The organism is Kitasatospora sp. A2-31, assembly GCF_022288725.1.
Lineage (GTDB): Bacteria > Actinomycetota > Actinomycetes > Streptomycetales > Streptomycetaceae > Kitasatospora.
On the sequence record NZ_JAKNTA010000004.1, the window covers coordinates 349,869 to 374,946 of the forward strand.

The 25,078-nt window shown below is 75.1% G+C and carries 24 protein-coding genes; 11 read left to right on the forward strand and 13 right to left on the reverse strand.

From position 1 onward, the window contains the following. Window positions 1-6: 6 nt before the first annotated feature. Window positions 7-258 carry an acyl carrier protein gene (locus MCM47_RS13755; protein ID WP_238861847.1) on the reverse strand — a complete coding sequence of 84 codons (252 nt, stop codon included), beginning with the start codon at window positions 256-258 and terminating at the stop codon, window positions 7-9. A gap of 1,030 nt (window positions 259-1,288) precedes the next feature. After that, a complete protein-coding gene (locus tag MCM47_RS13760) occupies window positions 1,289-1,747 on the reverse strand; it encodes a hypothetical protein (protein WP_238861848.1) in 459 nt (152 codons plus the stop codon). A 228-nt stretch (window positions 1,748-1,975) separates the two neighbouring features. Here MCM47_RS13760 and MCM47_RS13765 point away from each other — a divergent pair, with 228 nt between their 5' ends. The 5 genes from MCM47_RS13765 to fxsA all read left to right on the forward strand — a co-directional run bounded on the left by MCM47_RS13765 (window position 1,976) and on the right by fxsA (window position 7,115). Next, the gene (locus tag MCM47_RS13765) at window positions 1,976-2,416 is read left to right on the forward strand and encodes an Lrp/AsnC family transcriptional regulator (RefSeq protein ID WP_238861849.1); all 441 of its coding nucleotides are present in this window, start codon (window positions 1,976-1,978) and stop codon (window positions 2,414-2,416) included. Between the two features lie 30 nt (window positions 2,417-2,446). Continuing rightward, window positions 2,447-4,093: an amidohydrolase gene (locus tag MCM47_RS13770; protein WP_238861850.1), complete on the forward strand. Its 1,647-nt coding sequence runs from the start codon at window positions 2,447-2,449 to the stop codon at window positions 4,091-4,093. Window positions 4,094-4,255: 162 nt separating this feature from the next. Continuing rightward, on the forward strand, window positions 4,256-4,711 hold the full coding sequence (locus MCM47_RS13775) for an N-acetyltransferase (protein WP_238861851.1): 456 nt from the start codon (window positions 4,256-4,258) through the stop codon (window positions 4,709-4,711). A 117-nt stretch (window positions 4,712-4,828) separates the two neighbouring features. Further along, the gene (gene lnt, locus MCM47_RS13780) at window positions 4,829-6,481 is read left to right on the forward strand and encodes an apolipoprotein N-acyltransferase (protein ID WP_238861852.1); all 1,653 of its coding nucleotides are present in this window, start codon (window positions 4,829-4,831) and stop codon (window positions 6,479-6,481) included. 55 nt (window positions 6,482-6,536) lie between these two features. Then, the gene (gene fxsA, locus MCM47_RS13785) at window positions 6,537-7,115 is read left to right on the forward strand and encodes an FxsA family membrane protein (RefSeq protein ID WP_238861853.1); all 579 of its coding nucleotides are present in this window, start codon (window positions 6,537-6,539) and stop codon (window positions 7,113-7,115) included. Between the two features lie 267 nt (window positions 7,116-7,382). Here fxsA and MCM47_RS13790 read toward each other — a convergent pair whose 3' ends face one another. The 3 genes from MCM47_RS13790 to MCM47_RS13800 all read right to left on the reverse strand — a co-directional run bounded on the left by MCM47_RS13790 (window position 7,383) and on the right by MCM47_RS13800 (window position 10,018). Further along, on the reverse strand, window positions 7,383-7,757 hold the full coding sequence (locus MCM47_RS13790) for an RNA polymerase-binding protein RbpA (RefSeq protein WP_030396357.1): 375 nt from the start codon (window positions 7,755-7,757) through the stop codon (window positions 7,383-7,385). 278 nt (window positions 7,758-8,035) lie between these two features. Next, window positions 8,036-9,679: a hypothetical protein gene (locus MCM47_RS13795; protein ID WP_238861854.1), complete on the reverse strand. Its 1,644-nt coding sequence runs from the start codon at window positions 9,677-9,679 to the stop codon at window positions 8,036-8,038. 144 nt (window positions 9,680-9,823) lie between these two features. Next, a complete protein-coding gene (locus tag MCM47_RS13800) occupies window positions 9,824-10,018 on the reverse strand; it encodes a hypothetical protein (RefSeq protein WP_238861855.1) in 195 nt (64 codons plus the stop codon). Window positions 10,019-10,451: 433 nt separating this feature from the next. On the opposite strand from MCM47_RS13800, the gene MCM47_RS13805 reads away from it, so the two are divergent. From MCM47_RS13805 to MCM47_RS13815, 3 genes are all read left to right on the forward strand, one after another. Next, window positions 10,452-10,865: an ankyrin repeat domain-containing protein gene (locus MCM47_RS13805; RefSeq protein ID WP_238861856.1), complete on the forward strand. Its 414-nt coding sequence runs from the start codon at window positions 10,452-10,454 to the stop codon at window positions 10,863-10,865. Window positions 10,866-10,961: 96 nt separating this feature from the next. Beyond that, window positions 10,962-11,450 carry a GNAT family N-acetyltransferase gene (locus MCM47_RS13810; RefSeq protein WP_238862139.1) on the forward strand — a complete coding sequence of 163 codons (489 nt, stop codon included), beginning with the start codon at window positions 10,962-10,964 and terminating at the stop codon, window positions 11,448-11,450. A gap of 58 nt (window positions 11,451-11,508) precedes the next feature. Then, window positions 11,509-12,690, forward strand: coding sequence for a serine hydrolase (locus tag MCM47_RS13815; RefSeq protein WP_238861857.1), 1,182 nt, complete (start codon window positions 11,509-11,511; stop codon window positions 12,688-12,690). A gap of 62 nt (window positions 12,691-12,752) precedes the next feature. On the opposite strand, the gene MCM47_RS13820 is transcribed toward MCM47_RS13815, so the two are convergent. The 4 genes from MCM47_RS13820 to MCM47_RS13835 all read right to left on the reverse strand — a co-directional run bounded on the left by MCM47_RS13820 (window position 12,753) and on the right by MCM47_RS13835 (window position 15,719). Next, the gene (locus tag MCM47_RS13820; RefSeq protein WP_238861858.1) at window positions 12,753-13,424 is read right to left on the reverse strand and encodes a vitamin K epoxide reductase family protein; all 672 of its coding nucleotides are present in this window, start codon (window positions 13,422-13,424) and stop codon (window positions 12,753-12,755) included. Window positions 13,425-13,488: 64 nt separating this feature from the next. Beyond that, window positions 13,489-14,352: a thioredoxin domain-containing protein gene (locus MCM47_RS13825; RefSeq protein ID WP_238861859.1), complete on the reverse strand. Its 864-nt coding sequence runs from the start codon at window positions 14,350-14,352 to the stop codon at window positions 13,489-13,491. A gap of 225 nt (window positions 14,353-14,577) precedes the next feature. Beyond that, the gene (locus MCM47_RS13830) at window positions 14,578-15,255 is read right to left on the reverse strand and encodes a hypothetical protein (RefSeq protein ID WP_238861860.1); all 678 of its coding nucleotides are present in this window, start codon (window positions 15,253-15,255) and stop codon (window positions 14,578-14,580) included. 248 nt (window positions 15,256-15,503) lie between these two features. Beyond that, window positions 15,504-15,719, reverse strand: a complete 216-nt coding sequence (locus MCM47_RS13835) for a hypothetical protein (RefSeq protein WP_238861861.1) — start codon at window positions 15,717-15,719, stop codon at window positions 15,504-15,506. A 434-nt stretch (window positions 15,720-16,153) separates the two neighbouring features. Here MCM47_RS13835 and MCM47_RS13840 point away from each other — a divergent pair, with 434 nt between their 5' ends. After that, on the forward strand, window positions 16,154-17,047 hold the full coding sequence (locus tag MCM47_RS13840) for a CHAD domain-containing protein (RefSeq protein WP_238861862.1): 894 nt from the start codon (window positions 16,154-16,156) through the stop codon (window positions 17,045-17,047). Between the two features lie 39 nt (window positions 17,048-17,086). Here the strand turns inward: MCM47_RS13840 and MCM47_RS13845 are convergent, their stop codons facing one another. Further along, window positions 17,087-17,986, reverse strand: coding sequence for a uracil-DNA glycosylase (locus tag MCM47_RS13845; protein WP_238861863.1), 900 nt, complete (start codon window positions 17,984-17,986; stop codon window positions 17,087-17,089). 278 nt (window positions 17,987-18,264) lie between these two features. Here MCM47_RS13845 and MCM47_RS13850 point away from each other — a divergent pair, with 278 nt between their 5' ends. Continuing rightward, window positions 18,265-19,359, forward strand: coding sequence for a slipin family protein (locus MCM47_RS13850; RefSeq protein ID WP_238861864.1), 1,095 nt, complete (start codon window positions 18,265-18,267; stop codon window positions 19,357-19,359). A gap of 90 nt (window positions 19,360-19,449) precedes the next feature. Beyond that, window positions 19,450-19,920, forward strand: a complete 471-nt coding sequence (locus MCM47_RS13855) for a CBS domain-containing protein (protein ID WP_238861865.1) — start codon at window positions 19,450-19,452, stop codon at window positions 19,918-19,920. 60 nt (window positions 19,921-19,980) lie between these two features. Here MCM47_RS13855 and MCM47_RS13860 read toward each other — a convergent pair whose 3' ends face one another. The 3 genes from MCM47_RS13860 to MCM47_RS13870 form a co-directional block, all read right to left on the reverse strand. Further along, the gene (locus tag MCM47_RS13860; protein ID WP_238861866.1) at window positions 19,981-20,391 is read right to left on the reverse strand and encodes a PaaI family thioesterase; all 411 of its coding nucleotides are present in this window, start codon (window positions 20,389-20,391) and stop codon (window positions 19,981-19,983) included. 193 nt (window positions 20,392-20,584) lie between these two features. Continuing rightward, window positions 20,585-24,340 carry an FxSxx-COOH system tetratricopeptide repeat protein gene (gene fxsT / locus MCM47_RS13865; RefSeq protein ID WP_238861867.1) on the reverse strand — a complete coding sequence of 1,252 codons (3,756 nt, stop codon included), beginning with the start codon at window positions 24,338-24,340 and terminating at the stop codon, window positions 20,585-20,587. A gap of 104 nt (window positions 24,341-24,444) precedes the next feature. Further along, on the reverse strand, window positions 24,445-24,990 hold the full coding sequence (locus MCM47_RS13870) for a hypothetical protein (protein ID WP_374209124.1): 546 nt from the start codon (window positions 24,988-24,990) through the stop codon (window positions 24,445-24,447). Window positions 24,991-25,078: the final 88 nt, after the last annotated feature.

A 25,078-nucleotide genomic window follows, 5' to 3' on the forward strand; every position in this document is an offset into this window, starting at 1 on the left:
CGAGGGCTACTGGTGGGCGACGACGTAGTCGACGATCTTCCCGATGGAGTTGAAGTTGTCGACGCTCAGCTCCTCGTCCGGGATGGTGACGCTGAACTCGCCCTCCAGCCAGACCAGGACCTCGAGAATGCCCAGCGAGTCGAACTCCGGGTAGTCGCGCAGGTCCTTGTCCTCCACCACGCCGCCCTCGCCGAGACTGGGCAGGATCTGGCGCAGGCGCAGCACCACGGAATCGGTGATTTCCTGACGGGAGGTCATGGCGGGGCTCCAAACTCGGTCATGGCGAAAAGGGAAGGAAGGCGAAAGCGAAAAGCAGGGCGGCGAAGAAGTGCCGCGATCGCGGGGACGGATGTCCCGGCACCGGCCGACGGGCCGGTGGTGCCGCCGTTCGCTCCGCGCCGGGTCGATTGCGGCGGAGGCGGCGAGCCGCAGGGCGTAGGACGATGCCCCGGGCGGTGCAGCGAGAGTAAAGCATGACAGGTGCATGTACAACCCGCTGACCTGGGCAATGTGACTCGCGTGACAGTCGCCACCGTTCGGCCGGTCGTCGGCGGGACGGTGGCGGGCGGCCCGGTGACGGCGGGTCAACCCGGTCGTGGGCCAGAGGTGGTGGGGCCGGGTGCCGGTGCGGGGCTGCGAGTCGGGGCGGCTCGCCCGGGCGGCATCGGGCGAATATAGCCCGGGCCGTCTGACCTGGGAAGAGTCGGGCAGGCTGGGCCCGGCGGCGCCACCGGCGCGACCTGGCGCGGTGGGGGGCGGGCTGCGGCCGCGACCGTTGACGATCTTGTCATGTGCCGCGTAGAGTCCGGCTCGGGTCGATCGAGGGGCCGGTTTTCACCATCGCGTGGAAAAGGCCCCCGGTTCGTTCACGGGGGTGACTATCGGGGGTCAACGGGATTCGCACAGGGCGGTCCCATATTCTGCGCGGGATTCCCGCGGGCGGCACGGCGCGCCATTCCGTACGCGTTCCACCGGTATTCCGGTTCCGGGGAATTGTGGCGCCGGTCCCGCACGGAACCGGGGGCCGGGTGGCCGCCCGGTGCGCCGCGGGCCTCGTGGCGCGAGCGGTCGGAGGGCCGGTGCGCGCAAGTGGCCCGCCACCGGCGAGCGGTGACGGGCCGACGGGTCCGGTCTGCCAGGCCGGCCGCTCCGCTTCTCGCTCGCTCGCGTCGCCGTCGCTCGCCCGGGTCGTGCTTCCGGTGCACCACCCGGTGCACCACTCGGTGCACCACTCGGTCACGTCACCGGGGCCGCGCCGGGGCGCCCCCGGCGCGGTCTGCCGGCAGCCTCAGCGGCGGGCCAGCCGGGCGCGCGAGCGCTGCACCGGGATGCCCGGCGCCGTCGCCACCCGCACCGGGCGGTGCGCCACCGCGTGCGAGAACGGCTGGGTGCGCCAGTCGAGTTCGGCCGGAAGCGTCAACAGGGCTTCGAGGCCGGTGGGTTCGGCGTCCTCCGCGGTCTCCACCTCGGTCAGGTCGTCCGTCGGCGCGCCCGAACCCGGGCAGAGTGCGGGGGAGAAGGGGTGCCAGGCGGTCGGCAGCACCGCGTGCTGCGGCAGCCGCTCCTCGTCGCCCACGAGGGCGATCGGGCGCCGGCACTCGGGGCAGTGCACCCGGATGATCTCCCAGGTGTCCCCCTCGCCCGGGTCCATCCCCGGCGCGGGGTCGGACGGGACCGCGAGGTCCTCGCGGTCGGTCATATCGTGGGTGTCGTCTGCGCTCAACGAACGCTGGTCAGTGGCACGCATGGTGATCCCCCTCGGATCGGGCCCGGCGTGGTCGCCCGGGGCCACAACCAGCACTTCCCTGCGACGCGGACTCATAACCCTGCGGCCGGGCGCACCGTGATGCACCGGGTGTGTCCTTCGCCACATTCGCCGGGCATGTGCCGCCCGGCACCCCGTACGACCGCGCGTGCCACCGCACGCTCCCGCCCTGGCGCCGCACGCGCCGTCGACCGGGTAGGTTTGCGCCTTGTGGAGGATCTCGACCAACGCATCGTCCAGCTGCTCCTCCAGGACGGCCGGATGAGCTACACGGACCTGGGCAAGGCCACCGGCCTGTCCACCTCGGCGGTGCACCAGCGGGTGCGCCGCCTGGAGCAGCGCGGCGTCATCCGCGGCTACACGGCGATCATCGATCCGGACGCCGTCGATCTGGCGCTCACCGCCTTCATCTCGGTCAAACCGTTCGACCCGAGCGCCCCCGACGACACCCCGGAGCGCCTCGCCGGGCTGCCGGAGATCGAGGCCTGCCACAGCGTCGCCGGCGACGAGAACTACATCCTCAAGGTCCGCGTCGGCGCCCCCGGGGACCTGGAGGACCTGCTCGCGCGCATCCGCAGCGCGGCCGGCGTCTCCACCCGCACCACCGTCGTCCTCTCCACCCCGTACGAGGCGCGGCCCCCGAAGCTCTGAGCACGTCCGACGAGGTGCAGACTTAGGGCCATGACCGAACGCACCCTCCCCCCTCGCCCGTCCTCGGGCGGGAGGGGCCCACGGACCGTCCTGCTGCGCGGCGGCGCCGTCTACAGCCCCGCAGACCCCTTCGCCACGGCGATGCTCGTGGAGGGCGAGCACGTCGCCTGGGTCGGCAGCGACGGCGCCGCCGAGGCGTACGCCGATCTCGCGGACGAGATCGTCGAACTGGACGGAGCCCTGGTCACCCCCGCCTTCGTCGACGCCCACGTGCACGCCACCTCCACCGGGCTGGCGCTCACCGGCCTCGACCTCACCGGCAGCCCCTCGCTGGCCGCCGCCCTGGCCGCCGTCACCGCCTTCGTCGCCGCGCAGCCGGAGACCGGTGGCGTGCTGATCGGCCACGGCTGGGACGAGACCGGCTGGCCCGAGGGCCGCCCGCCCACCCTCGCCGAGCTGGACGCGGCCGCCGGTGGCGCCGCCGTCTACCTCTCCCGCACCGACGTGCACTCCGCACTCGCCACCAGCGCGCTGCGCGCCCTCACCGAGGGCCTCGCCGACCGCCCCGGCCACAGCGCCGACGGCCCGCTGACCCGCGACGCCCACCACGCCGTCCGGCGGACCGCGCTCGCCCACCTCACCCCCGAGCAGCGCCGGCGCGCCCAGCGCGCCACCCTGGCCCGCGCGGCCGAGCTCGGCATAGGCGCGCTGCACGAGTGCGCCGGCCCGGAGATCTCCTCCGAGCAGGACCTGGCGGCCCTGCTGGAGCTCGCCGCCGCCGGCGAGGGGCCCGAAGTCTTCGGCTACTGGGGCGAGTCCGGCGGCATCGAGACCGCCCGCCGGCTCGGCGCGGTGGGTGCCGGCGGCGACCTCTTCGTCGACGGCGCGCTCGGCTCGCACACCGCCTGCCTGCACGCCCCCTACGCCGACGCCGACCACACCGGTACCGCCTACCTGACCGCCGAGCAGGTCGCCGACCACGTCGCCGCCTGCACCGAGGCCGGCCTGCAGGCCGGCTTCCACGCGATCGGCGACGCCGCGATCACCGCCGTCCTGGACGGCGTGCGGGCAGCGGGGGAGCGGGTCGGCGCGGGCCGGGTCAAGGCGCTGCGCCACCGGGTCGAGCACGCCGAGGCGCTGGACGATAAGTCCGTCGCGGCCTTCGCCGAGCTCGGCCTGACCGCCTCCGTCCAGCCCGCCTTCGACGCCGCCTGGGGCGGACCGGAGGGCATGTACGCCCAGCGGCTCGGGACCGAGCGGGCGGCGGCGCTCAACCCCTTCGCCGCCCTGCTGCGGGCCGGCGTCCCGCTCGCCTTCGGCTCGGACGCCCCGGTCACCCCGCTCGACCCGTGGGGCACCGTCCGCGCGGCCGCCTTCCACCGGACCCCGGAGCACCGGATCTCGGTCCGCGCCGCGTTCACCGCCCACACCCGCGGCGGCTGGCGCGCCATCGGCCGGGACCAGGACGGCGTCCTCGTCCCCGGCGCGGTCGCCAGCTACGCGGTCTGGGCCGCCGACGAGCTCGTCGTCCAGGCCCCCGACTCCCGGGTGGCCGGCTGGTCCACCGACCCCCGCTCCGGCACGCCGGGCCTGCCCGACCTCACCCCCGGCCGTCCGCTGCCGGCCTGCCTGCGCACCGTCGTCCGCGGCCGGACGGTCCACCGGGCGGCCGAGTAGCGGCTGCCCGGTGGGGGCCGGGCAAGAGGCGGCCAGCGCAGAGTCGGGCCAGCGCAGAGTCGGGCCAGGGCAGAGTCGGGCCAGGGCAGAGGCGGCCTGGGCCGCGGCGGACCAGGGCAAAACCGGGTGCGGCGGCCCGCCGGCGTCCGTAGGTTGACCCGCGTGACCGATCATCCGCTGGTACCCGCCGACTTCGCCGTCCCCCGCACCCTCGTCGCCGAGGGGTTCCGCCTGGAGCCCCTCGGCGAGCAGCACAACGAGTCCGACCTCGCGGCCTGGACCTCCAGCATCGAGTACATCCGGGCCGGCGCCGGCTTCACCGGCAGCTGGCCGCCCGCCGAGGGCATGACGCCCGAGCAGAACCTCGCCGACCTGCGCGAACACGCCGCCGACTTCGAGCAGCGCCGCGGCTTCACCTACACGGTGCTGGAGCCCGGCGCGGACGTCGTCCTCGGCTGCGTCTACATCTACCCGGACCGGGAGGACCCGTCCGTCACCAAGGTGCGCTCGTGGGTCCGCGCCGACCGCGCCGAACTGGACGCGGTGCTCCGCCGGACCGTCTCCGCCTGGCTCGCCGAGAGCTGGCCGCTCCGCCAGGTCCGGTACGGCCCGCGTTGAGCCGGGGCCCAGCACCCTGACCTCACGGCCGGATGTCATTCCGGGGTACCTTCTTCGGACAGCGTCCGAACAGTCGGCCCCGCACTCGCGGCGCCGCGCCGAGAGAAATGGTGCGCCGTGGCACTGCCCTTCCAGGCCGAGCGGTCGGAACCCAGGCCGGTCGCGGTTCCGGCCCCGTCCGGCCGTGCCGCCCGCGCCGTCGCCAAGGTCCGGGCCGGGCTGCCGCGCACCGGGCTGGCCGTCCTGGCCGGCCTGCTGCTGGCGCTCGCCTTCCCGCCGTTCGACCTCTGGCCGCTCTCGCTGGTCGGTGTCGCCGCGCTCTCGCTGCTCACCCTGGGCCGCACGGCCCGGCAGGGCGCCTGGACCGGCTTCGCCTTCGGCCTGCCGTTCTTCCTGCTGCTGCTCAGCTGGCTGCGGGTGGTCGGCTGGGACGCCACCATCGGCCTCTCGATCGTGGAGGCGCTCTTCCTGGCGGCCCTCGGCGCCGGCCTGGCGCTCACCTCCCGGCTGCCCGGGTGGCCGCTCTGGGCGGCCTGTCTCTGGGTCACCCAGGAGTGGGCGCGCGACCGGCTCCCGCTGGGCGGCTTCCCCTGGGGCCGGCTGGCCTTCGCCAACACCGCCACGCCGTTCACCCCCCTCGCCGCACTCGGCGGCGCGCCGCTGGTGACCTTCGCGGTCGCCCTCGCCGGCGCCCTGCTGGGCTGGGCCGCACTGCGGCTGCGCGGCCCCCGCCGGGCGCCGAAGGCCGCCGCGCTGGCCGCCCTCGGCGCGGTCGCGACGCTGCTCGCCGGCTACGTCGTCCCGGTGCCGACCGCCGCGGCCGACACCGTCAAGGTCGCGGTGATCCAGGGCAACGTGCCCAACCCAGGCATGGACTTCCTCGGCCGCCCGATGATGGTCCTCAACAACCACGCCGCCGCCACCGAGAAGCTCGCCGCCGACATCAAGGCGGGCCGGGCCGAGAAGCCGGACATCGTGATCTGGCCGGAGAACTCCTCCGACCTCGACCCGTTCAGCGACCCGATGGCCTACCGGCGCATCGACGACGCCGTGAAGGCGATCGGCGTGCCCACCCTGGTCGGCACCCTGGTGGACGGCCCGGACGAGCAGCACGTCCAGAACGAGGGCATCGTCTGGGACCCGACATCCGGCCCCGGCGCCTCCTACACCAAGCAGCACCCGGTGCCGTTCGGCGAGTACGTGCCGTTCCGCGACCAGCTGATGAAGGTGATCACCCGCCTCCAGCGCGTCGCCCGGGACTTCTACCCCGGCGACCACAACGGCGTCATGCAGCTCGGCCCGGCCAGGATCGGCGACGTGATCTGCTTCGAGGTGGCGTACGACGAGATCGTCCGCGACACCGTCGACAAGGGCGCCCGGGTGCTGGTCGTCCAGACCAACAACGCCACCTACGCCAGGACCGGCCAGCCCGAGCAGCAGCTGGCGATGTCCCGGCTCCGCGCGGTGGAGCACGGCCGCGCCGTGCTGATCGCCGCCACCAGCGGCATCAGCGCCGTGGTCGCGCCCGACGGCAGCGTGCAGCAGCGCACCGAGGAGCTGACCGCGGCCGAGCTCTCCGCGAGCGTCCCGCTGCGCGACGGCACCACGGTGGCCGACGAGGTCGGCGCCGCCCCGGAGTGGACGCTGGCCGTCGCCGGCCTGCTGGCCTGCGGCGCCGCCGTGCTGATCGGCCGTCGCCGGCGGGCGACTCGACCGGCCGCCACCGGAACACCGGCCGAGCCGGGATCGTTGGACCAGGTGGTGCCGTAGCCGGCCCGGACCTCCCGTGCGGCGCGCAGAGCACCTCTTGGAGTGAGTTCGTACCGTGACCCAGCAAGCTACCCCCGCCCGTCCCGCCCGGCGTGGAAAGCTCCGGCGGGTGCTGCCGCTGCTGATCACCGTCTGGCTGGTCCTGGAGATCTGGCTGCTGGTCCAGGTGGGCTCGTGGCTGGGCGGCCTGACCGTGGTGCTGCTCCTGCTCGCCGGTGCCCTGATCGGCGGCTCGCTGATCAAGCGGGCGGGCGCGAAGGCGTTCTCCGCGGCGATCGACCAGAGTCGGGACCCGAAGTCGCAGCAGCCGCAGACCGGCACCAGCATGACCGTGCTGGCCGGCCTGCTGCTGATCGTGCCGGGCTTCCTCTCCGACGTCCTGGCGCTGACCCTGCTCCTCCCGCCGACCCGGGCGCTCTGGCGGGCCGCCGGGCGCCGCTTCGTCGACAAGGCGCTGCGGAACACCTCGGCCGTCGGCACCGACCCGTTGGCGGACGCGATGCGGCTGCAGGAGCAGCTGCGCATCCACCGCCCGGACGGCAAGGTGATCCAGGGCGAGGTGGTCGAGCCGGGCGCCGGTCCCGGCGCTCCGAAGGGCCCGGACACCGCCTACCGCCCGCCGCTGGCCGGCTGAGCCCCGGGCCGCCCGCCGCCCGTCGGGCTCGGCCCGCATGAGTCCCGGGCCTCCCATCGCCCGCCGCCCGTCGGCCCGCACGAGTCCCGCTGCGCCCGCCCGGTCCCCGCGACCGGGCGGGCGCAGGCGTTTGCCGGAGCGCTTCGCCCCGGTGCGCCGAGCGCGGTTCCCCGACCCGGTCCGACCGGCTCCGGCACAACGCGAAAGGGACCCTGGTGACCAGGGTCCCTTTTCGCGTGCTCCCGCCGGGTGGCGGCGGGGGCGGGGTCAGGCGCTCTTGCGGGTGTCCCGCGGGTGCACCGCGAGGTTCATCCCACCGGAGCGGAGCACGGCCAGCCGCTCGGCCAGCACCTCCTCCAGCTCCTCGCGCGTCCGGCGCTCCATCAGCATGTCCCAATGGGTGCGCGTGGGCTTGGTCTTCTTCTCCTCCGGCTCGTCACCGTCGAGAAGCACCGCTTCCTGTCCGCAGAAGCGGCATTCCCAGGCCGAGGGGATCTCCGCCTCGACCGAGAAGGGAACCTCGAATCGGTGTCCGTTCTGACATGCGTACTCGACGGTCTGGCGGGGAGCCAGATCGATACCACGGTCGGTCTCGTAGCTAGTGGCCCCGAGTCGCGTGCCGCGGAGAGCTCGCTCGCTCATGAATCGTGCCTCCCGGGCTTATGGCCCACAGGACTAGTGGTCGCTGTTCTTCGTCGTTCGGTCAACGCTCGGCTTCCGACGAAGATTCCCGTCCCGGGACATGCGTCGTCTGTCGTGCCGCCCCTGTTTGTACCCACCGGCGCCCGATTTGTCACATCTGGCCGGTGATATCACCCCAGGTGTCACCTATTTCACATCCGGTGATCCGGCGGCGGTCTCCTCCCGAGCGTACCGGGGCGGCTTGCGGCGGCGGGCGCCGCCCCGGTCCTGCGCGCGGCTCAGGCGAGCGGGCGGAAGCGCAGGGCGGGGTGCTCCTTGCCCAGGTCGACGCCCGAGCGCCCCTCTGCCGAGGGCTCCAACGGGGCGATCGGGACCACCGGCATGACCGCCGGCGGCACGACCGGACGGGGCGGCACCCCGCTCGGCGCGGCCGCCTCGGTCCGGGTGTCCCGGTGCGGCAGCAGCGCGATCACCGCGTCGCGCAGCGGGGCCGGCGCCTCCTCGTCGAGCGGGTCGACGGTGGCCGGCACCTGGAGCCGCACCGGCGTGCTGTTGCCGATCCGCGCGTAGCCGCGCCCGGCGGGGGCGTGCGCGGCGGGCACGATGTCCAGCGGTGCACCGAGCGCGGCGTGCGCCTCTTCCGGCCCGGTCGGGCCGAGCACCACCCGGGCCCGGGTGGTGGCCCGGACGGTCGGGGTGAGCCGGTCGCGGGCCTCGACGTCGTCGGCGATCACCACGGTGACCCGGGCGGCGCGGCCGTGCCGCAGCGGCAGCTCCAGCAGGTCCTGCGGGTCCCGCCGGCCCTCGGCGTGGGCCAGTTCGCTCAGCTCGGTCGGGTGGTCGAGCAGCAGCCAGAGCGGCCGGGTGACGTCCTCGGGCGGCGCGACCCCGGCGTGCCGGGAGGCGTTCAGCGCGGTCAGCCGGCGTTCGGTCTCCTGGGCGGCCCACTCCAGTGCGGCCAGCGCGCCGTGCAGGCTGGTCTCCACCGTGTGCACGCCGGGCCGGTTCACCAGGCAGGCGTGCTCGCCGGTGCCGGCGCCGTCGATCACCACCAGGTCGGCGAAGGGGAGCGCCTGCAGCGCGATCGAGCGGATCAGGCTGGAGGTGCCGTAACCGGCCGCGCCCAGGGCCAGCAGGTGCGGTTCGGCCGAGCGCGGGCCGGTGCGCCAGACCACCGGCGGCTGCTGGGTGACGGCCCCGCCCTGCCCGACCGGGATGGTGCGGGCGCTGCCGTCCTCGTCGGTGAAACCGAGCACGATCTCGCCGGGGGCGGCGACGAAGCGCTGCACCGCGATGTCGGTGGCCAGCGGGGCGAGGGCGGCGATCCGCAGCTTGTTGGACTCCTCGTCCCAGTCGAAGCGGTACTCCCGGGCCCGGCCCGCCTTGCCCTGGACGACCTGCTCGATCCGGGCCCGGGCGGCGGGCTCGGTGTCGGTGAAGTACGCCGGGTAGGCCAGCTCCAGCCGGGAGAGCCGGCCCTCCGCGTCGAACTCCCAGGAGCGGAAGACGTCCTTGTAACTGCCCTCGTGGCGGTAGAGGGGGTTGAGGTCCTCGGGCCCCGCCAGGTACGGGGTGAGGGCCGCGTAGAGGGCGGTCAGCTTGATGTCCGCGACGTCCGGCTCGGGCGGCGCCGGCGCCGCCTTGGGTGCCCGGCCGACCCAGGCCGCGCTCGCCATGAGGGCGATCAGCGCGAACAGCAGTCCGTGCGGCAGCAGGTAGATGCCCAGGCCCATCGCGGCGACCAGGAAGACCGTCGGCCCGCGCCGCTCCTTCGGGGTGGCCTGCCAGCGGGCCTTGGCCCAGGCGGAGTGGTGGCGCAGGCCGCGTCCGATGACGGTGAGCGGCGCGAACATGTCGGAGGCGTGGTCGCCGGCCGTGCGGGCGAGTTCGCGGCCCTTGCTGAGATGGAGGTTGAGCGGCATTCCTTGACTCCCCGGGCGAGTGGGACGGTCGGGTTTCGGGGGACGGTCCTGCGGTCCTGCGGTCCTGCGGTCCTGCGGTCCTGCGGTACGACGGGGCCCGGGGCGGTGGGATCCGCGCCCGGGCCCGTACGGGGAGTGGCGGCGCTAGAACTTGATGCCGCCGAGCAGGCTGGCCAGGCTGGCGCCGCCCGCGGTGATGCTGGGAGCGATGGAGGAGCCGGCCACGTAGAAGCCGAAGAGGGCGCAGACGATCGCGTGGGAGACCTTTAGTCCGTCCCGACGGAAGAAGAGAAAGGCGATGGTGCCGAACAGGACGATGCCGGAAATCGAGAGGATCACGTTCTGCTCCTCGAGGGAGGGGGACAGGGACGGTGTCACGCAAAGTGCCACAATCGTGACAAAAAGTAATAGATGATGGAACGGTGCAAATGGGTGGTTTCGCTCGGGCGATGCCGGCCTGGGCGCCGGGCGGAGGTATGCGAACCGCCCGGGCGGGGGCGGTTCGACGCTTCCTTGCGGCGCGCCGAGGCATTCCCGCGCGGCGGGCGGGAAGCGTCCGGGGGGCGCGGGAAGTTCGCTCGAATGGCTGTCCGATCCGTCCGCCCGCGGGCCGTGCCGGGGAGAGGCGCACCCGCCGTGGACCCGCCGCACATCCGCGATCCGGACGAGTACTGGATCAAGGCCGGTCCGGCCGTTACGGTGCGGACAGACCGCAGCACGGCGGACAGGCCGCGCACGCACGAGAGACCGCACCCCGCAAGAGAGGCCAGCCATGACCGACGCCGCCAGCCAGCCCGCCGACGCCCCGGACGCCGAGGTGATCGCGCTCGCCGGCAAGCTGTTCGACGCCGCCCGGGCCGGTGACACCGAGACCCTGAGCGCCTACGTCGACGCCGGCGCCCCCGCCGACCTCACCAACGACCGCGGCGACACCCTGCTGATGCTCGCCGCCTACCACGGCCACGCCGCCACGGTCGCCGCGCTGCTCGCCCGCGGCGCCGATCCGGACCGGGCGAACGACCGCGGTCAGACGCCGCTGGCCGGGGCCGTCTTCAAGGGGGCCGACGACGTGCTCGACGCCCTGCTGGCCGCCGGCGCCGACCCGCAGGCCGGCACCCCGTCCGCCGTCGACACCGCCCGGATGTTCGGCAAGGAGGCGCTGATCGCCCGGTTCGAGGGCCGCTGACCGCAGGTCGTAGGCTCTTCGACCATGGAGAGCACCCCGGCCGTGGAAGCCGGCACCCCCGACAGCACCGTCCTGCGCGACGCCAAGGGCGACGCCATCGAGATCCGCGTCACCGGCTACGGCCACCCCGACGCGCAGCGCCTGTCGGCGGAGGTGCAGGAGGAGTACGTCCGGCGCTACGGCGACGGGGACCTCACCGTGCTGCACCCGGACGACTTCGAGCCGCCGGCCGGCCTGTTCCTGATCGCCTACCTCGGGGACCGGCCGGTCGCCTGCGGCGGCTGGCGCGCCAAGCGGGCCGACCCGCACGGGCTGCGGGACGGCGACGCCGAGCTGAAGCGGATGTTCGTGGTGCCCTCCGCCCGGGGCCGTGGCCTCGCCCGGGCGGTGCTGAGCCGGCTGGAGGAGACCGCGGCCGCCGCCGGGCGGACCAGGATCGTCCTGGAGACCGGCACCGAGCAGCCCGAGGCGGTCGCGCTCTACACCTCCGAGGGGTACGGGCCGATCCAGAAGTTCGGCCTCTACCGCGAGCACCCGCAGAGCATCTGCCTGGGCAAGGAGTTCGGCGGCGAGTCCGCCGTCTGACGCGGCGCCCGCTGGGTAGGCTCCCGGCGGACCGACGGCCGAGCGGGCGGGGGCAGGCATGGACGAGCAGACGCGACCGGACGCCGCCTCCGCCCGGCCCGGACCGGTGCGCGGTCCGCAGCCGGAGCCCCGGCCCGGTTCGCTGCCCGCGCCGGCGCCCCTGCCCCAGGCCGTTCCCCTGCCCGTGCCGGCCCCGCTCGCCGTACTCGCGGCGCCCGGTGGGCCGCTGGAGAGGCTGGTCGCGGGCGGGGCGCCCACCGTCGGCACCGGGGCGGTCTGGGCCGTCGGCGACGCCGGCGGCACCCGCGGCCGCGGCCGCACCGGGGTCCTCGGCCAGGGCCCGTACGCCCGGCAGGAGATGGGCCCCGACACCCTCTTCGACCTGGCCAGCCTCACCAAGATCGTCGCACTCTGGCCGTGCGTCGGCGCCCTCCGGCAGGTCGGCCGGCTCCCGCTCGACCGGCCCCTCGGCAGCTACTGGCCGGCCGCGGTCGGCCACCCGGCCGGTGAGGTGACGGCCCGCCAACTCCTCACCCACACCGCGGGCATGCCGCTGCGCACCAACTTCGAGGCGCTCTACGGCCGGGACCGGGCCGCCGTGCTGGCCGGCGTCCTCGCCGCCCCGCTGTACCGGCCGCCCGGCACGGCCGTCGAGTACACCGACCGCGCCGCGGTCCTGCTCGGTCACCTGGTCGAGTCGCTGGCCGGCGCCCCGCTCGACGAACTCGCCGACCGGCAGGTCTGGCGGCCGCTCGGCATGGCCGACACCCGGTTCGGCCCGCTCGGCCCGGCCGACACCGCCCGCACCGCGCCCACCGAGTACGACCGGGTGGCCGGAGCCCATCTGCGCGGCATCGTGCACGACCCGTCCGCCCGGCTGCTCGGCGGTGTCTCCGGCAACGCGGGCGCGTTCTCCACCGCCCGGGACCTCGAACGGTTCCTCACCGCCCTGCTGGACCCTCCGGGCGCGCTGGACTGGGCCGGGCCGTGGACCGCCGAGTCGCTGCGCGAGCAGACCGGCGGCCTGGCCCCGGCCCGCGGACTCTCCTGGCTCTGCGCCCCCGGCACCGACCCCGCCGAGGGCACCTTCGTCCACTACGGCTTCACCGGCACCGGGATCTGGCTCTCCCGGCGGCTCGGCCGCTGGGCGCTGCTGCTCACCAACAAGGTCCACTACGGCCGCGAGCTGCAGCCGCTGACCGACCTGCGCAACGCCTTCCGCCGGGCGGTGTTCGGCTGACCCGGCGCAGGCGCCTGCACGGAAGGACGCGGAGGCGGGGCGACCGGGGCAGCAGAGGCGGCTCAGAGCAGGGTGCTCCAGTAGTACCAGAACCGGTTGAGGACCAGCAGCGCGATCACCGCCGCCCACAGCACCGGCAGCGCCCAGTGGTAGCGCGCGGCCTCGCGGACCACCACCGCCGTCCGCGGCCCGACCGGGATCGCCCCGGAGCGCAAGTTGTGCAGGGTGGTGTACCAGCACACCACCACCACCGCCGCCCAGACCACCATGCAGTACGGGCAGAGCGCGCCGATGTCGTACAGCGCCTGGTCGATCAGCCAGTGCACGAAGACGACGCCGAGCACGGTGCCGGCCTGCAGACCCCACCAGAACCAGCGGCGGAAGGCCGCGCCCGCCAGCAGGCCCGCACCGATCGCGGCCAGTGCGCCGAAGGCGGCCAGGCCGAGCAGCGGGTTCGGGAAGCCGAAGACCTCGGCCTGCTCGGTGCGCATCACCGAACCGCAGCTGATCACCGGATTGAGGTTGCAGCTGGGGACGTACGAGGGGTTCTCCAGGATGCGGAGCTTGTCGAAGGTCAGGACGGCCGAGGCGGCCAGCCCGAGCAGGGCGCCGAGGAGCAGCAGCAGCGCGAACGCGCGGCTCGCGCCGATCGTCGCGCCGGGCGCCGCAGCGGCGCCGGCACGGTCGCCGGCGGGCGCGGGGCGACGGGGGTTCACGGTGGTCGGGGCGGTCATGGCAGAACACTCCGGTGGGTGAGAAGGGCCGGCCCGGCCGGGAATTCGGCCGGGCCGGTGGTGCTCACTGCAAGCCCGCGGCCTGCTTCACCTGTGCGGTGAACTGCTCCGGGGTCACCGGGCGGTTCGCGCTGAACAGGGTGATCGGCTTGCCGTCCAGCTTCACCGTCGGCGTGCCCGTCACCCCGCTGCTGTTGAACGCCTCCGCGACCTTCGCCGCCCACGGCGCGTAGGTGCGCTCGGTGACCGCCTTGACGAAGGCGTCCGTCTTCAGCCCCGGCACCTGCTCGGCGAGGTCCAGCAGGTGGTTGACGCTGCCGAAGCCGTCCTCGCGCTCCTCCGGCTGGTTGGCGTAGAGCACGTCGTGGTACTGCTTGAACTTGTCCACGCCCTCGTTGAGCGCGGCGCCGGCCGCGGCCAGCGCGGTGCGCGAGCCCTTGCCGCCGAGGTTCTTGTCCAGGAACGCGGCCAGGTGGTACTCCACCTTGACCGAGCCGTCGTCGGCGAGCTTCTTGACCGTCTCGCCGTTGGTCGACTCGAAGGTCTTGCACACCGGGCAGCGGAAGTCCTCGAACACCTGCAGCGTGTGCGGGGCGTCCGCCCTGCCGTAGGTGATCACCGTCCCGTCCGGGCCGGTGGCGTTGGCGGGGACGAGCAGCGCCGTCGGCTCGGCGGCGGCGGATTCGGCGGACGACTTGCCGTCACCGGCAGTGCTGATCGCCAGCGTCGTGCCGCCCGCCAGGGCGAGGACGGCGACGACGGAGACGGCGACCACGATCCGCCGGCGGCGCTGGGCGGCCAGCCGCTCCAGGCGCTGCGCCTCCTGGATGCGCTGTCGGGCGCTGATCTTCTCGGCGTGCTTGCGGCTGGGCTTCTTGTCGGCGGGCTGCTTGCCGGCGGTCGTCGGGGTGCTGTCGGTCTGGGCCATGGTGGGTCAACTCCGTGACGCGGCGCGCGGGTGCGCGCAGGGGTGCTGCCCGCCTCGGCGCGGCGGCGGCGCGGGGCGCCCGCGGCTGCGCGGGTACGAGGGGGCTCGGTCGGTGTACGCGGGAGTGGTGCGCACTGCCTACGGGGGGCCCACCGGGGCGGTGGGGCCACAGCCGGCCGACCGGGCGCGGCCCCGGAGGGGGCGGCGCGTCAGGGTGGCGGCTCGTCAGCAGGCAGGCGCGAAGGCGGGCGGCCCGCGACGCGGCGCCGGGGCGACCACCACGTCCTCGCGGCGCGGCCGCGGGAGGTCCGAGACCGGCAGCGGTACCCGCAGCACCGGGCGGACCGGCACCGGCGCCAGCAGCGCGAACAGCGCCCGCAGCGGCGCCGCGAGCGATTCGCTCAGCACCCGCAGCGCCCGGGCCAGGCCCGACAGGGCGGAGTCGCCCAGTCGCAGCCAGACGGCGGCGGCGAACGCGACCAGCAGGTGGACCACCAGGACGAGCAGCTGGGTCAGCGCCGGCGGGAACGGCCCGCCGTGCCCCAACTGCCCCGAGAACAGCGAGCCGTCCACCGAACCACCGCCGCACACCAGCAGGTTCATGCCGCGTGCGGAGACGTGCTCCGGCCCGAGGACCGGACCACAGCCGGCCTGGCCGAGGTTGAAGGTCGTGTTCAGCAGCAGCTCGACCGGCACCAGCACGGCCGAGATGTGCAGCAGCCGCCGCTCCCCGCCGGCCAGCGCGGCCGCGACCAGGAAGACGACGCCGGTCGCGGCGACCACCAGGGTCAGCGGCAGCGGGCGACCGGTGATGACGACCTGCCCCAGGGCGGACAGCGGCACGGCGAGCGCGGTGAACACCGCGGCCCGCAGGGCCCTCGTCGCAGGGGTGGAAGACGTCACGTTCGGAGTATGTCACGAGCTCTGCACCGCACACGAGGGCACATGGACCCTTCCGTTCCTGACGGCCGAACAGGTTCCCTGCCCGCCCCTGCCCGTTCGCGCCCGGGCGGCCTGCGGTTCAGGGCGACGGGTTTGCGGTGGATGCGCGGCCATCCAACTCCGGCCGCGGGCAGGGCAGGGAGCACAGACGGCAGTGCCCCGTCCGGAATCCCGGACGGGGCACGGGGAACGATCCCGGTCGCGCTCGCTCAGCCCTCGGCGAGGTCGATCACGCCGTAAACCAGGCCGTACACCGAGATGGCGATGAACACCCACCCCACGAGAAGGTGAACGCGAGCGGGCCCCTTCGTCGAAGACCTGCCACTCGGCTGCATGAAGAACCTGCTGATCCCGCGGAAGTCCGAGACGACGACCGCGCCGAGGAGCAGGGGGATCAAACACGCCAGGAACACGAGCACTCCCACTGCAGGTCCGGAGGCTCTGAAGCCTAGTCGCACACTCCCGACGGATACAGCAGCCAGATCGCCACCACGGCTACGGCGATCACGCCGATCACGATCGTCATGAATGGGGCGAGTCCCGGATCGCGGAACCTGGAGAGCATGCCGACTCGGGAGGACGGCGAAGCTCAGCGCATACCCCACGGCCAACTGTGCGGCGAAGCCCGTCGGTGCCGGTCGGGGTAACCCCGGACCGGCGCCGACCGCAGCTCCACCGTGGCCTTCCCCGAGCGCCCGCTCGGGGGAGGCCACGGCGGTTGGCGCGGTGGTGTGGGGTGGCCGGGCCCGGGTGGGGCGGTCTCGTGCCGGGAACGGGGGGAGGACCTAGCCTGGAAGGCGTTCCGGCGGCCCCGAGGCAGTCCCGGCAGTCCCGGCGGTCCCGAGGAAGGGGTGAGCGCGTGGGTGCGCAGAACCGCAGCTGCACGGTGGGTGCGGTGGTGCTCGACCGGATCGGGACGCAGGCCGCCGTGCTGGACGGACTGGACGCGGCGGTGCGGGCGGACGAGCCGGACGCCGTGCACCGGATGCGGGTGGCGTGTCGGCGGCTGCGCAGTGCGCTGCGGACCTTCCGGCGGGTGTTCGCGTCCGGCGCCACCGACGACCTGGTGGCCGAGTTGCGGTGGCTGGGGGCCGCTCTCGGGCGGGCGCGGGACCGTGAGGTGCTCGGCGAGCGGCTGGTGGCGCAGGCGCGGGAGCTGCCGGCGGCCTGCGGGCCCGACCGGGTGGCGCGGGAGCTGGAGCGGTGGTCGGCGCAGGAGTACCGGCGGCTGTGGCCGGAGGTGGTCGCGGCGCTGGACAGCCCGCGGCGGCGCGCCCTCGCGGACGGCCTCGCCGCGCTGCTGGCGGACCCGCCGCTGCGTGGCCGGGCCGGGCGCCCGGCCCGGCCGGAGCTGGCCCGGATCGCCGCGCGCGAGCAGCGCCGGACGGCGAAGCGGGTACGGGCGGCACTGGGGGAAGGGCCGGCGGACGGGCCCGCGCGGGACCGGGCGCTGCACGAGGCCCGGAAGGCGGCGAAGCGGGCCCGGTACGCGGGGGAGACGGCGGTGCCGGCGGTCGGCCGGCGGGCCGAGCGGTACGTCGAACGGATGAAGGCGGTCCAGGAGGTGCTCGGGGAGCACCAGGACGCCGTGGTGGCGGGGGCCGCGCTGCGGGAGCAGGCGGTGGGCTCGGGCGAGGCGTTCGGCTTCGGCGTGCTGTACGCGTGGCAGCTGGCGGCGGGCGAGGCGGCGCGGCGCGAGCTGCCGGTGGTCTGGGCGCGGGCGTCGCGCCGGAGGCTGGCGCGGTTCGGCTGAGGCGACGACGGGAGCGTCGGTGGAGCCGAGCGCCGGGCGTCAGGCCCCGGTCGGTCCGGGGTCGGTCGGCTCCAGTCCGGCCGAGCGGGCGGCCGTGCGGAGCAGGTCGTGCAGCATGGCGGTGGTGAGCCGGCCGGTGTTCGTGTTGCGCGGGCTGACGTGGTAGCACCCGTAGAGCTCCAGCGGTGGGCCGCCGTCACCGGCGGGCAGCACGACGTGGGCACCGTGCCCGAACACCGGGAGGGGGCGCGGCAGCTCCCAGCCGGCCGCGGCGATCACCGGGAGCATGGCCTGCCAGGCGAACCCGCCGAGGGCGACCACCGTCCGGACGGTGGGGCGCATGAGTTCCAGTTCGCGGACGATCCAGGGGCGGCAGGCGTCGCGTTCGGCGGTGGTCGGCCGGTTGTCGGGCGGCGCGCAGCGCACCGGGTCGGTGATCCGGACGCCGTGCAGCTGCAGCCCGTCGCCGTGGCGGACGGATTCGGGGCGGTTGGCGAGCCCGAGGCGGTGCAGTGCGGCGTAGAGCAGGTCGCCGGAGGGGTCGCCGGTGAAGATCCGGCCGGTGCGGTTGGCGCCGTGCGCGGCGGGGGCGAGGCCGACCAGCACGAGCGGGGCGTCCGGCGGGCCGAAGCCGGGGATCGGGCGGGCCCAGTAGTCCCAGTCCAGGTAGGCGCGGCGCTTCGTGCGGGCGGCCTCCTCGCGCCAGGCGACCAGCCGGGGGCAGGCACGGCAGCCGGTGACCACGCGGTCGAGCGCGGCGAGCCCCTCGGCGCGGGCGGCGGCCGCGACCGGGTGGCGCGGGTCGTCCGGGTCGGTGGCGGCACCGGTGGCCGGGTCGGCGATGCGGCCGGTGCCAGAGGCGGCGATGCGGCCGGAGGCAGGGTCGGCGATGCGGCCGGGGCTGCGGCCGGGGGCGGGGCCGTGGTCGGCTGGCTGCATGGCTTGATCGTAGAGCCTCTCCGGGGGATCGGACCGGGCCCGGCCTGATCTCCAGGACGACCCCTCCGGCGGTCCCGCCGGTCGGTTTCCGGCCGTCGCGGTGGGGTAGACGCGGCGCGTCCGGCGCCTGCCCCGGCGCCTCTTCCGCCGCGCCCGCCCTCGGCGCGCGCCCCGGTGCCGGGCCCGCAGGCGTAGCGTGGAAGGTGCTGCCCCGGCGGCCCCCGGCAGGGCCGGGACGGCGACGGCCGGGACTCGCCGGTGCCCGCGAGGAGGCCGTGATGGTCGTCGATATCGTGGTGGGGGTCATTGTCGGAGTGCTGCTGGTCGGTGCCGTGGTGGCCGGTCTGAGCGTCCGGGTCGTGCAGCAGTTCCAGCGCGGCGTGGTGTTCCGGTTCGGCCGGGTGCGGGAGGAGATCCGGCAGCCGGGGCTGGTGGCGCTGATGCCGGTGGCCGACCGGTTGCGCAAGGTGAACGTGCAGATCGTGACGCTGCCGATCCCCGCCCAGGAGGGCATCACCCGCGACAACGTGACCGTGCGGGTGGACGCGGTGGTCTACTTCCGGGTGGTGGACCCGGTGAAGGCCACCGTGAACGTGCAGGACTACAAGTTCGCGATCTCCCAGGTCGCGCAGACCTCGTTGCGCTCGATCATCGGCAAGAGCGAGCTGGACGACCTGCTGGCCAATCGCGAACCGATCAACCAGGGCCTGGAGCTGATGATCGACAGCCCGGCGCTCGGCTGGGGCATCGAGATCGACCGGGTGGAGATCAAGGACGTCGCTCTCCCGGAGTCGATGAAGCGCTCGATGTCGCGGCAGGCGGAGGCCGAGCGGGAGCGCCGGGCGCGGATCATCACGGCGGACGGCGAGTACCAGGCGTCCGCGCGGCTGTCGGAGGCGGCGGCGGTGATGAGCGAGACCCCGGCGGCGCTTCAACTGCGGCTGCTGCAGACCGTGGTGGAGGTGGCGGCGGAGAAGAACTCGACATTGGTGCTGCCGTTCCCGGTCGAGCTGCTGCGGTTCCTGGACAGTGCGGCCGAGGCACAGCAACGGCGGACGGCGCCGGCGGACGGCGAAGCGCCGGCGGCGGTCGGGCCGGGGGCGGGGGAGCAGCGGCTGCCGAGCGTGGAACAGCTCGAACTGCCCCCGTTGGAAGAGCTGTTGGAGCGTTCGCCACTGGACCCGCCGCCCGATCGGGCGGCCGAGACCCCGGCCGAGCAGCCGTCGGAACAGCCTCCCGGGCGCTCGGCGGGCGGGTCGGTGAACGGGGCGACGGGCGTGGCCCGCGTGCCGGACCGTTCGGGCGAACGGGCGCCGGGCGAACGGGCCCCGGGTGACCGGGACCGGGAGGAGCGGCCCACCGGGGAGTCGTGACGGCCGGAGCCCCGGAGCCCGGTGGCGAGGCCTGCGGGGCCGGACCAGGATGGAGTGAGCGCCAGTGGCAGGTACGTCAGGAGGCCGATCATGATCAGAGCCAGCGACATCATGCACCCGGGCGCGGAGTGCATCCGCGAGCACGAGACCCTCGCCACCGCAGCCCGGATCATGCGGGACCGCGGCGTCGGTGCCCTGCCCATCTGCGGTGAGCGGCAGCGGCTGCTGGGCATCGTGACCGACCGCGACATCGTGCTGAAGTGCGTCGCCGAAGGCCGCGACCCCGAACATGTGACGGCGGGCGAACTGGCCCAGGGACGGCCGATGACGGTGGAGGCGGACGAGGACGCCGAGCAGGTGCTGCGGGTGATGGAGCAGTACAAGGTGCGCCGGCTGCCGGTGATCAACCACCCCGAGCACGAGCTCGTCGGGATGATCAGCGAGGCCGACATCGCGCGCGGCCTGCCGCAGGCGCGGCTGGCCGAGTTCGTCACGGCGGTCTGTGAGGAGGACGACCCGAAGTCGAAGGAGATGGAGCAGCCGTACTCGACGCCCCTGTAGCACCGGCCCACCGGACACCGGTCCGCCGCGGCGGCCGCCGCGGCGGACCGTAATCCCGGCTCAGGCCAGCGCGTACACCGCGGTGGCGTGCGCGGCCGGTTCGTCCTGTCCCTCGGCGGTCAGGGCGATGTCCAGGAACGCGATCCGCCGGCCGAGCCTGGTGACCCGGGCGAGGACCAGCACGTCCTGACCGGTGACGGCCCGCTGGAAGCTGGTGGACTGCTGGACGGTGGTCATCGGGCCGAAGCCGCCGCGCGCCGCCGACACCGCGATCACGCTCGCGGTGTCGGCGGCGGCCATCAGGGCCTGACCGGACAGGCCGCCGCCCTCCCGGGCGAGCTGGTCGGACCAGGGCAGCCGGAGTACCGCGTGCTGCGGGCCGGTCTCGGCCACCGAGAGGCCGAGGGCCTGCACCCAGGGGGCGAAGTTGTCGGCGAGGATCTTGTCCGCCTCGGCGGTGGTGAGGGTCATCCCGCCATTGTGGCGGCCGTGAAGACCCGCTGTCAGCGGCTTCACCCCGTACGCGTGGCGAGTCCCGGCGCCGCCACGTCCGCCCGCCCGTCCGCCACGTCCGTCCGCCACGTCCGTCCGCCACGTCCGTCCGCCGCGTCTGCCGGCGCGTCTGCCTGCGCCGCCCGCCGGTCCGTCCGGCCGGCGGGCGGACTCAGATCGGCTGGGTCTCCAACTCGCGGTCGAGCGGCCGCAGTCCCCGGGCCGCCCGGGTCTCCGGGTGGTCCTCGCCGAGGAGTCGGGCCAGAGCGGCCACGGCATGCCGATGGGCCTCGGCGCCGTTCGGGTCGGCTCCCCGCCGGAGGACGGTCAGAGCCCGGTCCGCCGCGGTGATGAGAACGTCGTGGTGGTCGGGGCCGTAGCGGTCCCGCAGACCCTCGACCGCCGTCCGGTGAAGCTGTTCTGCCTCCTCCCAACATCCCTCGTCGGCCAGGGCGTTGGCGAGGTTGGCGGCGGCGGTCAGGGTGAACGGGTGGGCCGCCCCGACCGCTCCGGTCAGGGCTTCCAGCACGGCGCGGCCCTCCCGGACGGCCGCCCGCGGGTCGCCGGCCCGGCGCAGGTAGACGGCGACGTTGTCGGCGCAGGCCAGGGTGAACGGGTGTTCGTCGCCGAACATGCGACGGTAGGCGGTGTGGACGCGTGCGGCCAGGTCGCGTGCGGCCTCCTGGTCGCCGGCGACGCTGAGGTCGGCGGCCCGGCTGAGCAGGCAGACCAACCCGTCGGGCGTGTCGAAGCCGTACCGCTGCACGTACCGCTCGTAGGCGTCGCGGGTCAGTCGGCCGCCCTCCTCGGGCAGACCGGACCGCCGCAGCGCGGCGCCCAGCAGGGTGGTGTTGCGCAGGTGCTCCGGCAGGTCCGGCTCCAGCACGGCGTCGAGGTCGGCCATGGCCTCCCGCAGCAGCCCGATCGCTGGCTCGTGGTGGCCGAGTTCGTGGAGGTCGCGGGCGAGGCAGGTCTTGGTGGACAGGGTGTACGGGTGGCGCGGGCCGAGCACGACGGTGCGGCGCGCCAGGTTCTCCCGGTCGAGTACGCGCGCGGCCTCGCTGTCGCCGACCAGGCGGTGGTCGATCGCCAGGTTGTTCGCCATGGCGAGGGTGCGCGGGTGGACGTCGCCGAACAGGTCGGCCGAGTGCCGTAAGGTCGCGCGGTCCAGTTCGAGTGCCGCCTCGAACCGGCCGAGCGCGCGGAAGTCGGCACCCAGCGAGCCGGCGGTCTGCAGTGCGTCGGGGTGGCGCTCGTCGAGCAATGTCCGCTGGCGCTCCAGGGTGGCTTCGTCCAGGGACAGCGCCTCGGCGTAACGGCCCTGGGTGCGCAGCACGTTGGCGAGCTGGAAGCGGAGCAGCAGGGTCTGCCGGTCGTCCCCGCCGAGCTTGCGGGTCCAGTCCTCGTCCAGCGACCGCCCGAGGGAGAGTGCCTGCGACAGCTCGCCGCGCTTCCACAGGTAGCGGACGCGGTCGATCAGCAGCGTCCGGGTCTCGGGCTCGTCGCAGAGATGGGCCTCGGAGGGGTAGAGGTGCGGCCAGATCTCCTCGAACGCAGGCCAGTTGGCCGGATCGTCGGTGTCACCCACGGCCGGGCGGGCCCGGCTGAGGATGCGGTGGACGGTGTGCTTGGCCCGGAGCTGCCCGCCGTCGCCCTCGACCTCGCTGCGGACCACCGCCTGGACGAGCCGGTGGAGTTGGAGACGGCCGGCCTCCGCGTCGACCCGGACGAGCGAGTAACGGCCGAGCGCCCGGACGGCGGCGGCCACCGCGAAGGCGTCGGTCGCCGCCGGATCGAACTCGGCCAGGGCGGCGACCATCTCCTCGCCGTAGAGCAGGCCGGCCGAGATCGGCTCCGGCGCGCAGTACGCGCAGAGCTGCAGCAGCCGGACCGCGGCCGGGGACCGGTCCCGCAGCCGCTCGATCGAGACGCCCCAGGCGGCGGCGACCGACCGCGGGTAGTCGAAGGCGCCCTCGGTGGAGAGCGCCTGCTCCAGCCGGGTCAGGTAGGCGGCCACCGGCATCGCGGTGGCGTCCAGCCAGGCGGCGGCCACCTCCACGGCGAGCGGCAGGTCGCCGAGTGCGTCGGCCACCGCGTGGGCATCGGCGGTGGCGATTCCGCGGACGCGACGGCGCAGGTGGTCGGTGCTCTCCTCCCGGGTGAAGACGTCGACCTCCAGGGCGCTGGCGGCCCTGGTCCAGCCGAGGTTCCGCGAAGTGACCAGGACCCGGCCGGGGCCGTCGGGGAAGAACCGGCGGATCTCGGCGGGCTCGTCGGCGTTGTCGAAGACCAGCAGCCAGCGGTCCGAAGGGTTGCCCCGGCCCAGCGCCTCGCGAGCCGCCTCGGCGGCCTCGGCCACCGAGTCGCCGACCGGGAGCCCGAGCCGCCGCGCGAGCCCGGCCAGGGCGAGGAGCACCGACTCGGTCTGCTCGGCGTCGATCCACCAGATCAGGTCGTAGTCGGCCCGGTAGCGGTGGGCGTACTCCAGGGCCAGCTGGGTCTTGCCGATGCCGCCGAGCCCGTAGAGGGTCTGCGAGGTCGGCAGCACGGCCGCCACACCGGCGCCGAGCTGGCGGTGCAGGTGCTCCAGCACGGTCCGGCGGCCGGTGAAGGACGGGTGCCGCGGCGGCACCTTGAAGTGCGCGGGGACGGAGCCGGGATGGCGCAGGCCGGTCAGGTCGGGCGCCCGGGGTGCGCCGCCGACCGCGGCGAGCAGGGCCGCGGCGGCCGGCTCGGGGCCGAGCCCGACCAGGTCGATCACCGGCCCCTCGACCGGTGTCGGTTCGATCCGGACGGCCACCGCGGCCCCCGGGGCGAGGTCCCATGCGGGGCCGGGTCCGGCGGAGGGGCCCACCGTTGACGGGCCCGGGGCGGGCGCGCCCGATCCGTCGGCGGCGGAAGTCCCGCCGGAACCGCGGCTCGCCCGAAGGAACGCGGGGGACAGCAGGGCGACGGTCCGGTCCGCCGTGTCCGGGAGGACGCGCAGGCCGGCGCGGCGCAGCACCGCCTCGGTCCAGCGAGCCCAGAGGGCGTCCTCGGGTGCGTGGCGCACGGCGACCGTCGTGCCCTCGGTGGAGAGCCGACACAGCGCGCACTCGGCGCTTCGACGCGCCTGCGCGCCGGCCTGCAGCGGCCGGAGCCAGGGCACGGCCCCGGGATCGGCGACCAGCCGTCCGGCGGCGTCGGCGAGGCCGGCGGGCAGGCACCCGTGGTGGGCCGCGAGCCCGCGCAGCTCGGCCCCGGGCGCCGACAGATCGTGCACGGCCAGGCGGTCCGCCAGGTAGTCGGCCGCCTCGGCCGCGGTGAAGGCGCCGACCGGGACCAGCCGGCGCCTGCTGGTCCGCAGGCCCCGGTCCGCGCGGCGGGTCGTGACCAGCACCAGTCCGGACGCGCTCGGGGCGGGCCAGAGCCCGGCCAGGTCGGCCGGGTCGGCCAGCCCGTCGAGCACGATCAGCCAGCGGCGGTCGGTGGTGTTGAGCCAGGTCATCAGGCGCCGGTCGGCCTCCGCTCGGCCGATCCCGCCGTTCGCGCCGACATCGGCGACGCCGCCGAGCCCGAGGCGGTCGGCGGCCAGCCCGTAGGCGTGCCGGATCGCGTCGGCGCTGCTCGCGTCGGCCCACACCACCAGGTCCACCGCCCCGGTCCGCAGGGCCAGTTGGACGTGGTGGACGGCCGCCTGGGTCTTCCCGACGCCGGCCGGTCCGCTGAGCACGACCGAGCGGAGGCTGTCGACCGGGCGGCGGGCCCCGGTCGAGGCCCGGCCGTCGGCGGGGAGGGTGCCGTCGGCAGCGCCGGAGCCCGGCACGGCGAACGAGCCTTCGACGGCGGCCCGGTGCCGGAAGCAGTCCGCCAGCAACGGGACGGTGCCGACCTGGACCGGCCAGTCCACGGCGGGAGCCGCGCCGGCGCGCCCGCCGTGGACGTACACGTCGCGAACGGAACCTGCTACCACGCCGCCGGAGTTGCGGAGGTCGCGCGCGCTGCGCACCCCGTCGCGCGGGGTGTCGCCGCCGGGCACTGCCCCGGGAGCGGTCAGCGCGGGGCCGCCCCCGGCGAGGTAGGGCGGTCGGAGGCTCCGGCGCGGTCCGGGGTGTGCGCGCGGTCGGCGGCGCCCGGGCTGTCCGGTGCGCCGCCGATGGTGACCGGCCCGCCGAAGTCGCGGCCGACGGCGCCGCCGTGGTTGACGACGTCCCCACCGGCCGTGACGCCGCTGTGGGACGCCTCGATCCGGACGGCCGCCGGTGCGGCCGCGGCGACCTGGTCCAGCAGCTCCCGGAGCCGCGCACCGGCCTCCGCCTGCTCGGCCGGACCCAGCCCCTCCAGGAAGTCCTCCAACCTGGTCTGCCAGGAGGCCTCCTGGCGCTCGGCGACCTGGGCCCGTTCCTCCGGAGCGGCGGCCGCCAGAGCTGCGCCGGTCCGGTCCAGGCGTTCGAGCGCGGCCTGTTCGGCGGCCGGCCGCCCCCGGCCCAGGAGACGGGCGACCCGCCCCCGGACCTCCGTCCAGACGTCCGTCCCGGCGGCCTGGACGATCCCCGCCCCGCCGGCCGCGGCCAGTGCGGTCAACGCCTCCACCAGCATCCCCCACCCCCGGAGTCCCTGCGTGCTCGGCGTACCTCGCCGGAGTCGCCGACGCCCATTCAATTCCACCGGTACCCGGCGGGGAAGG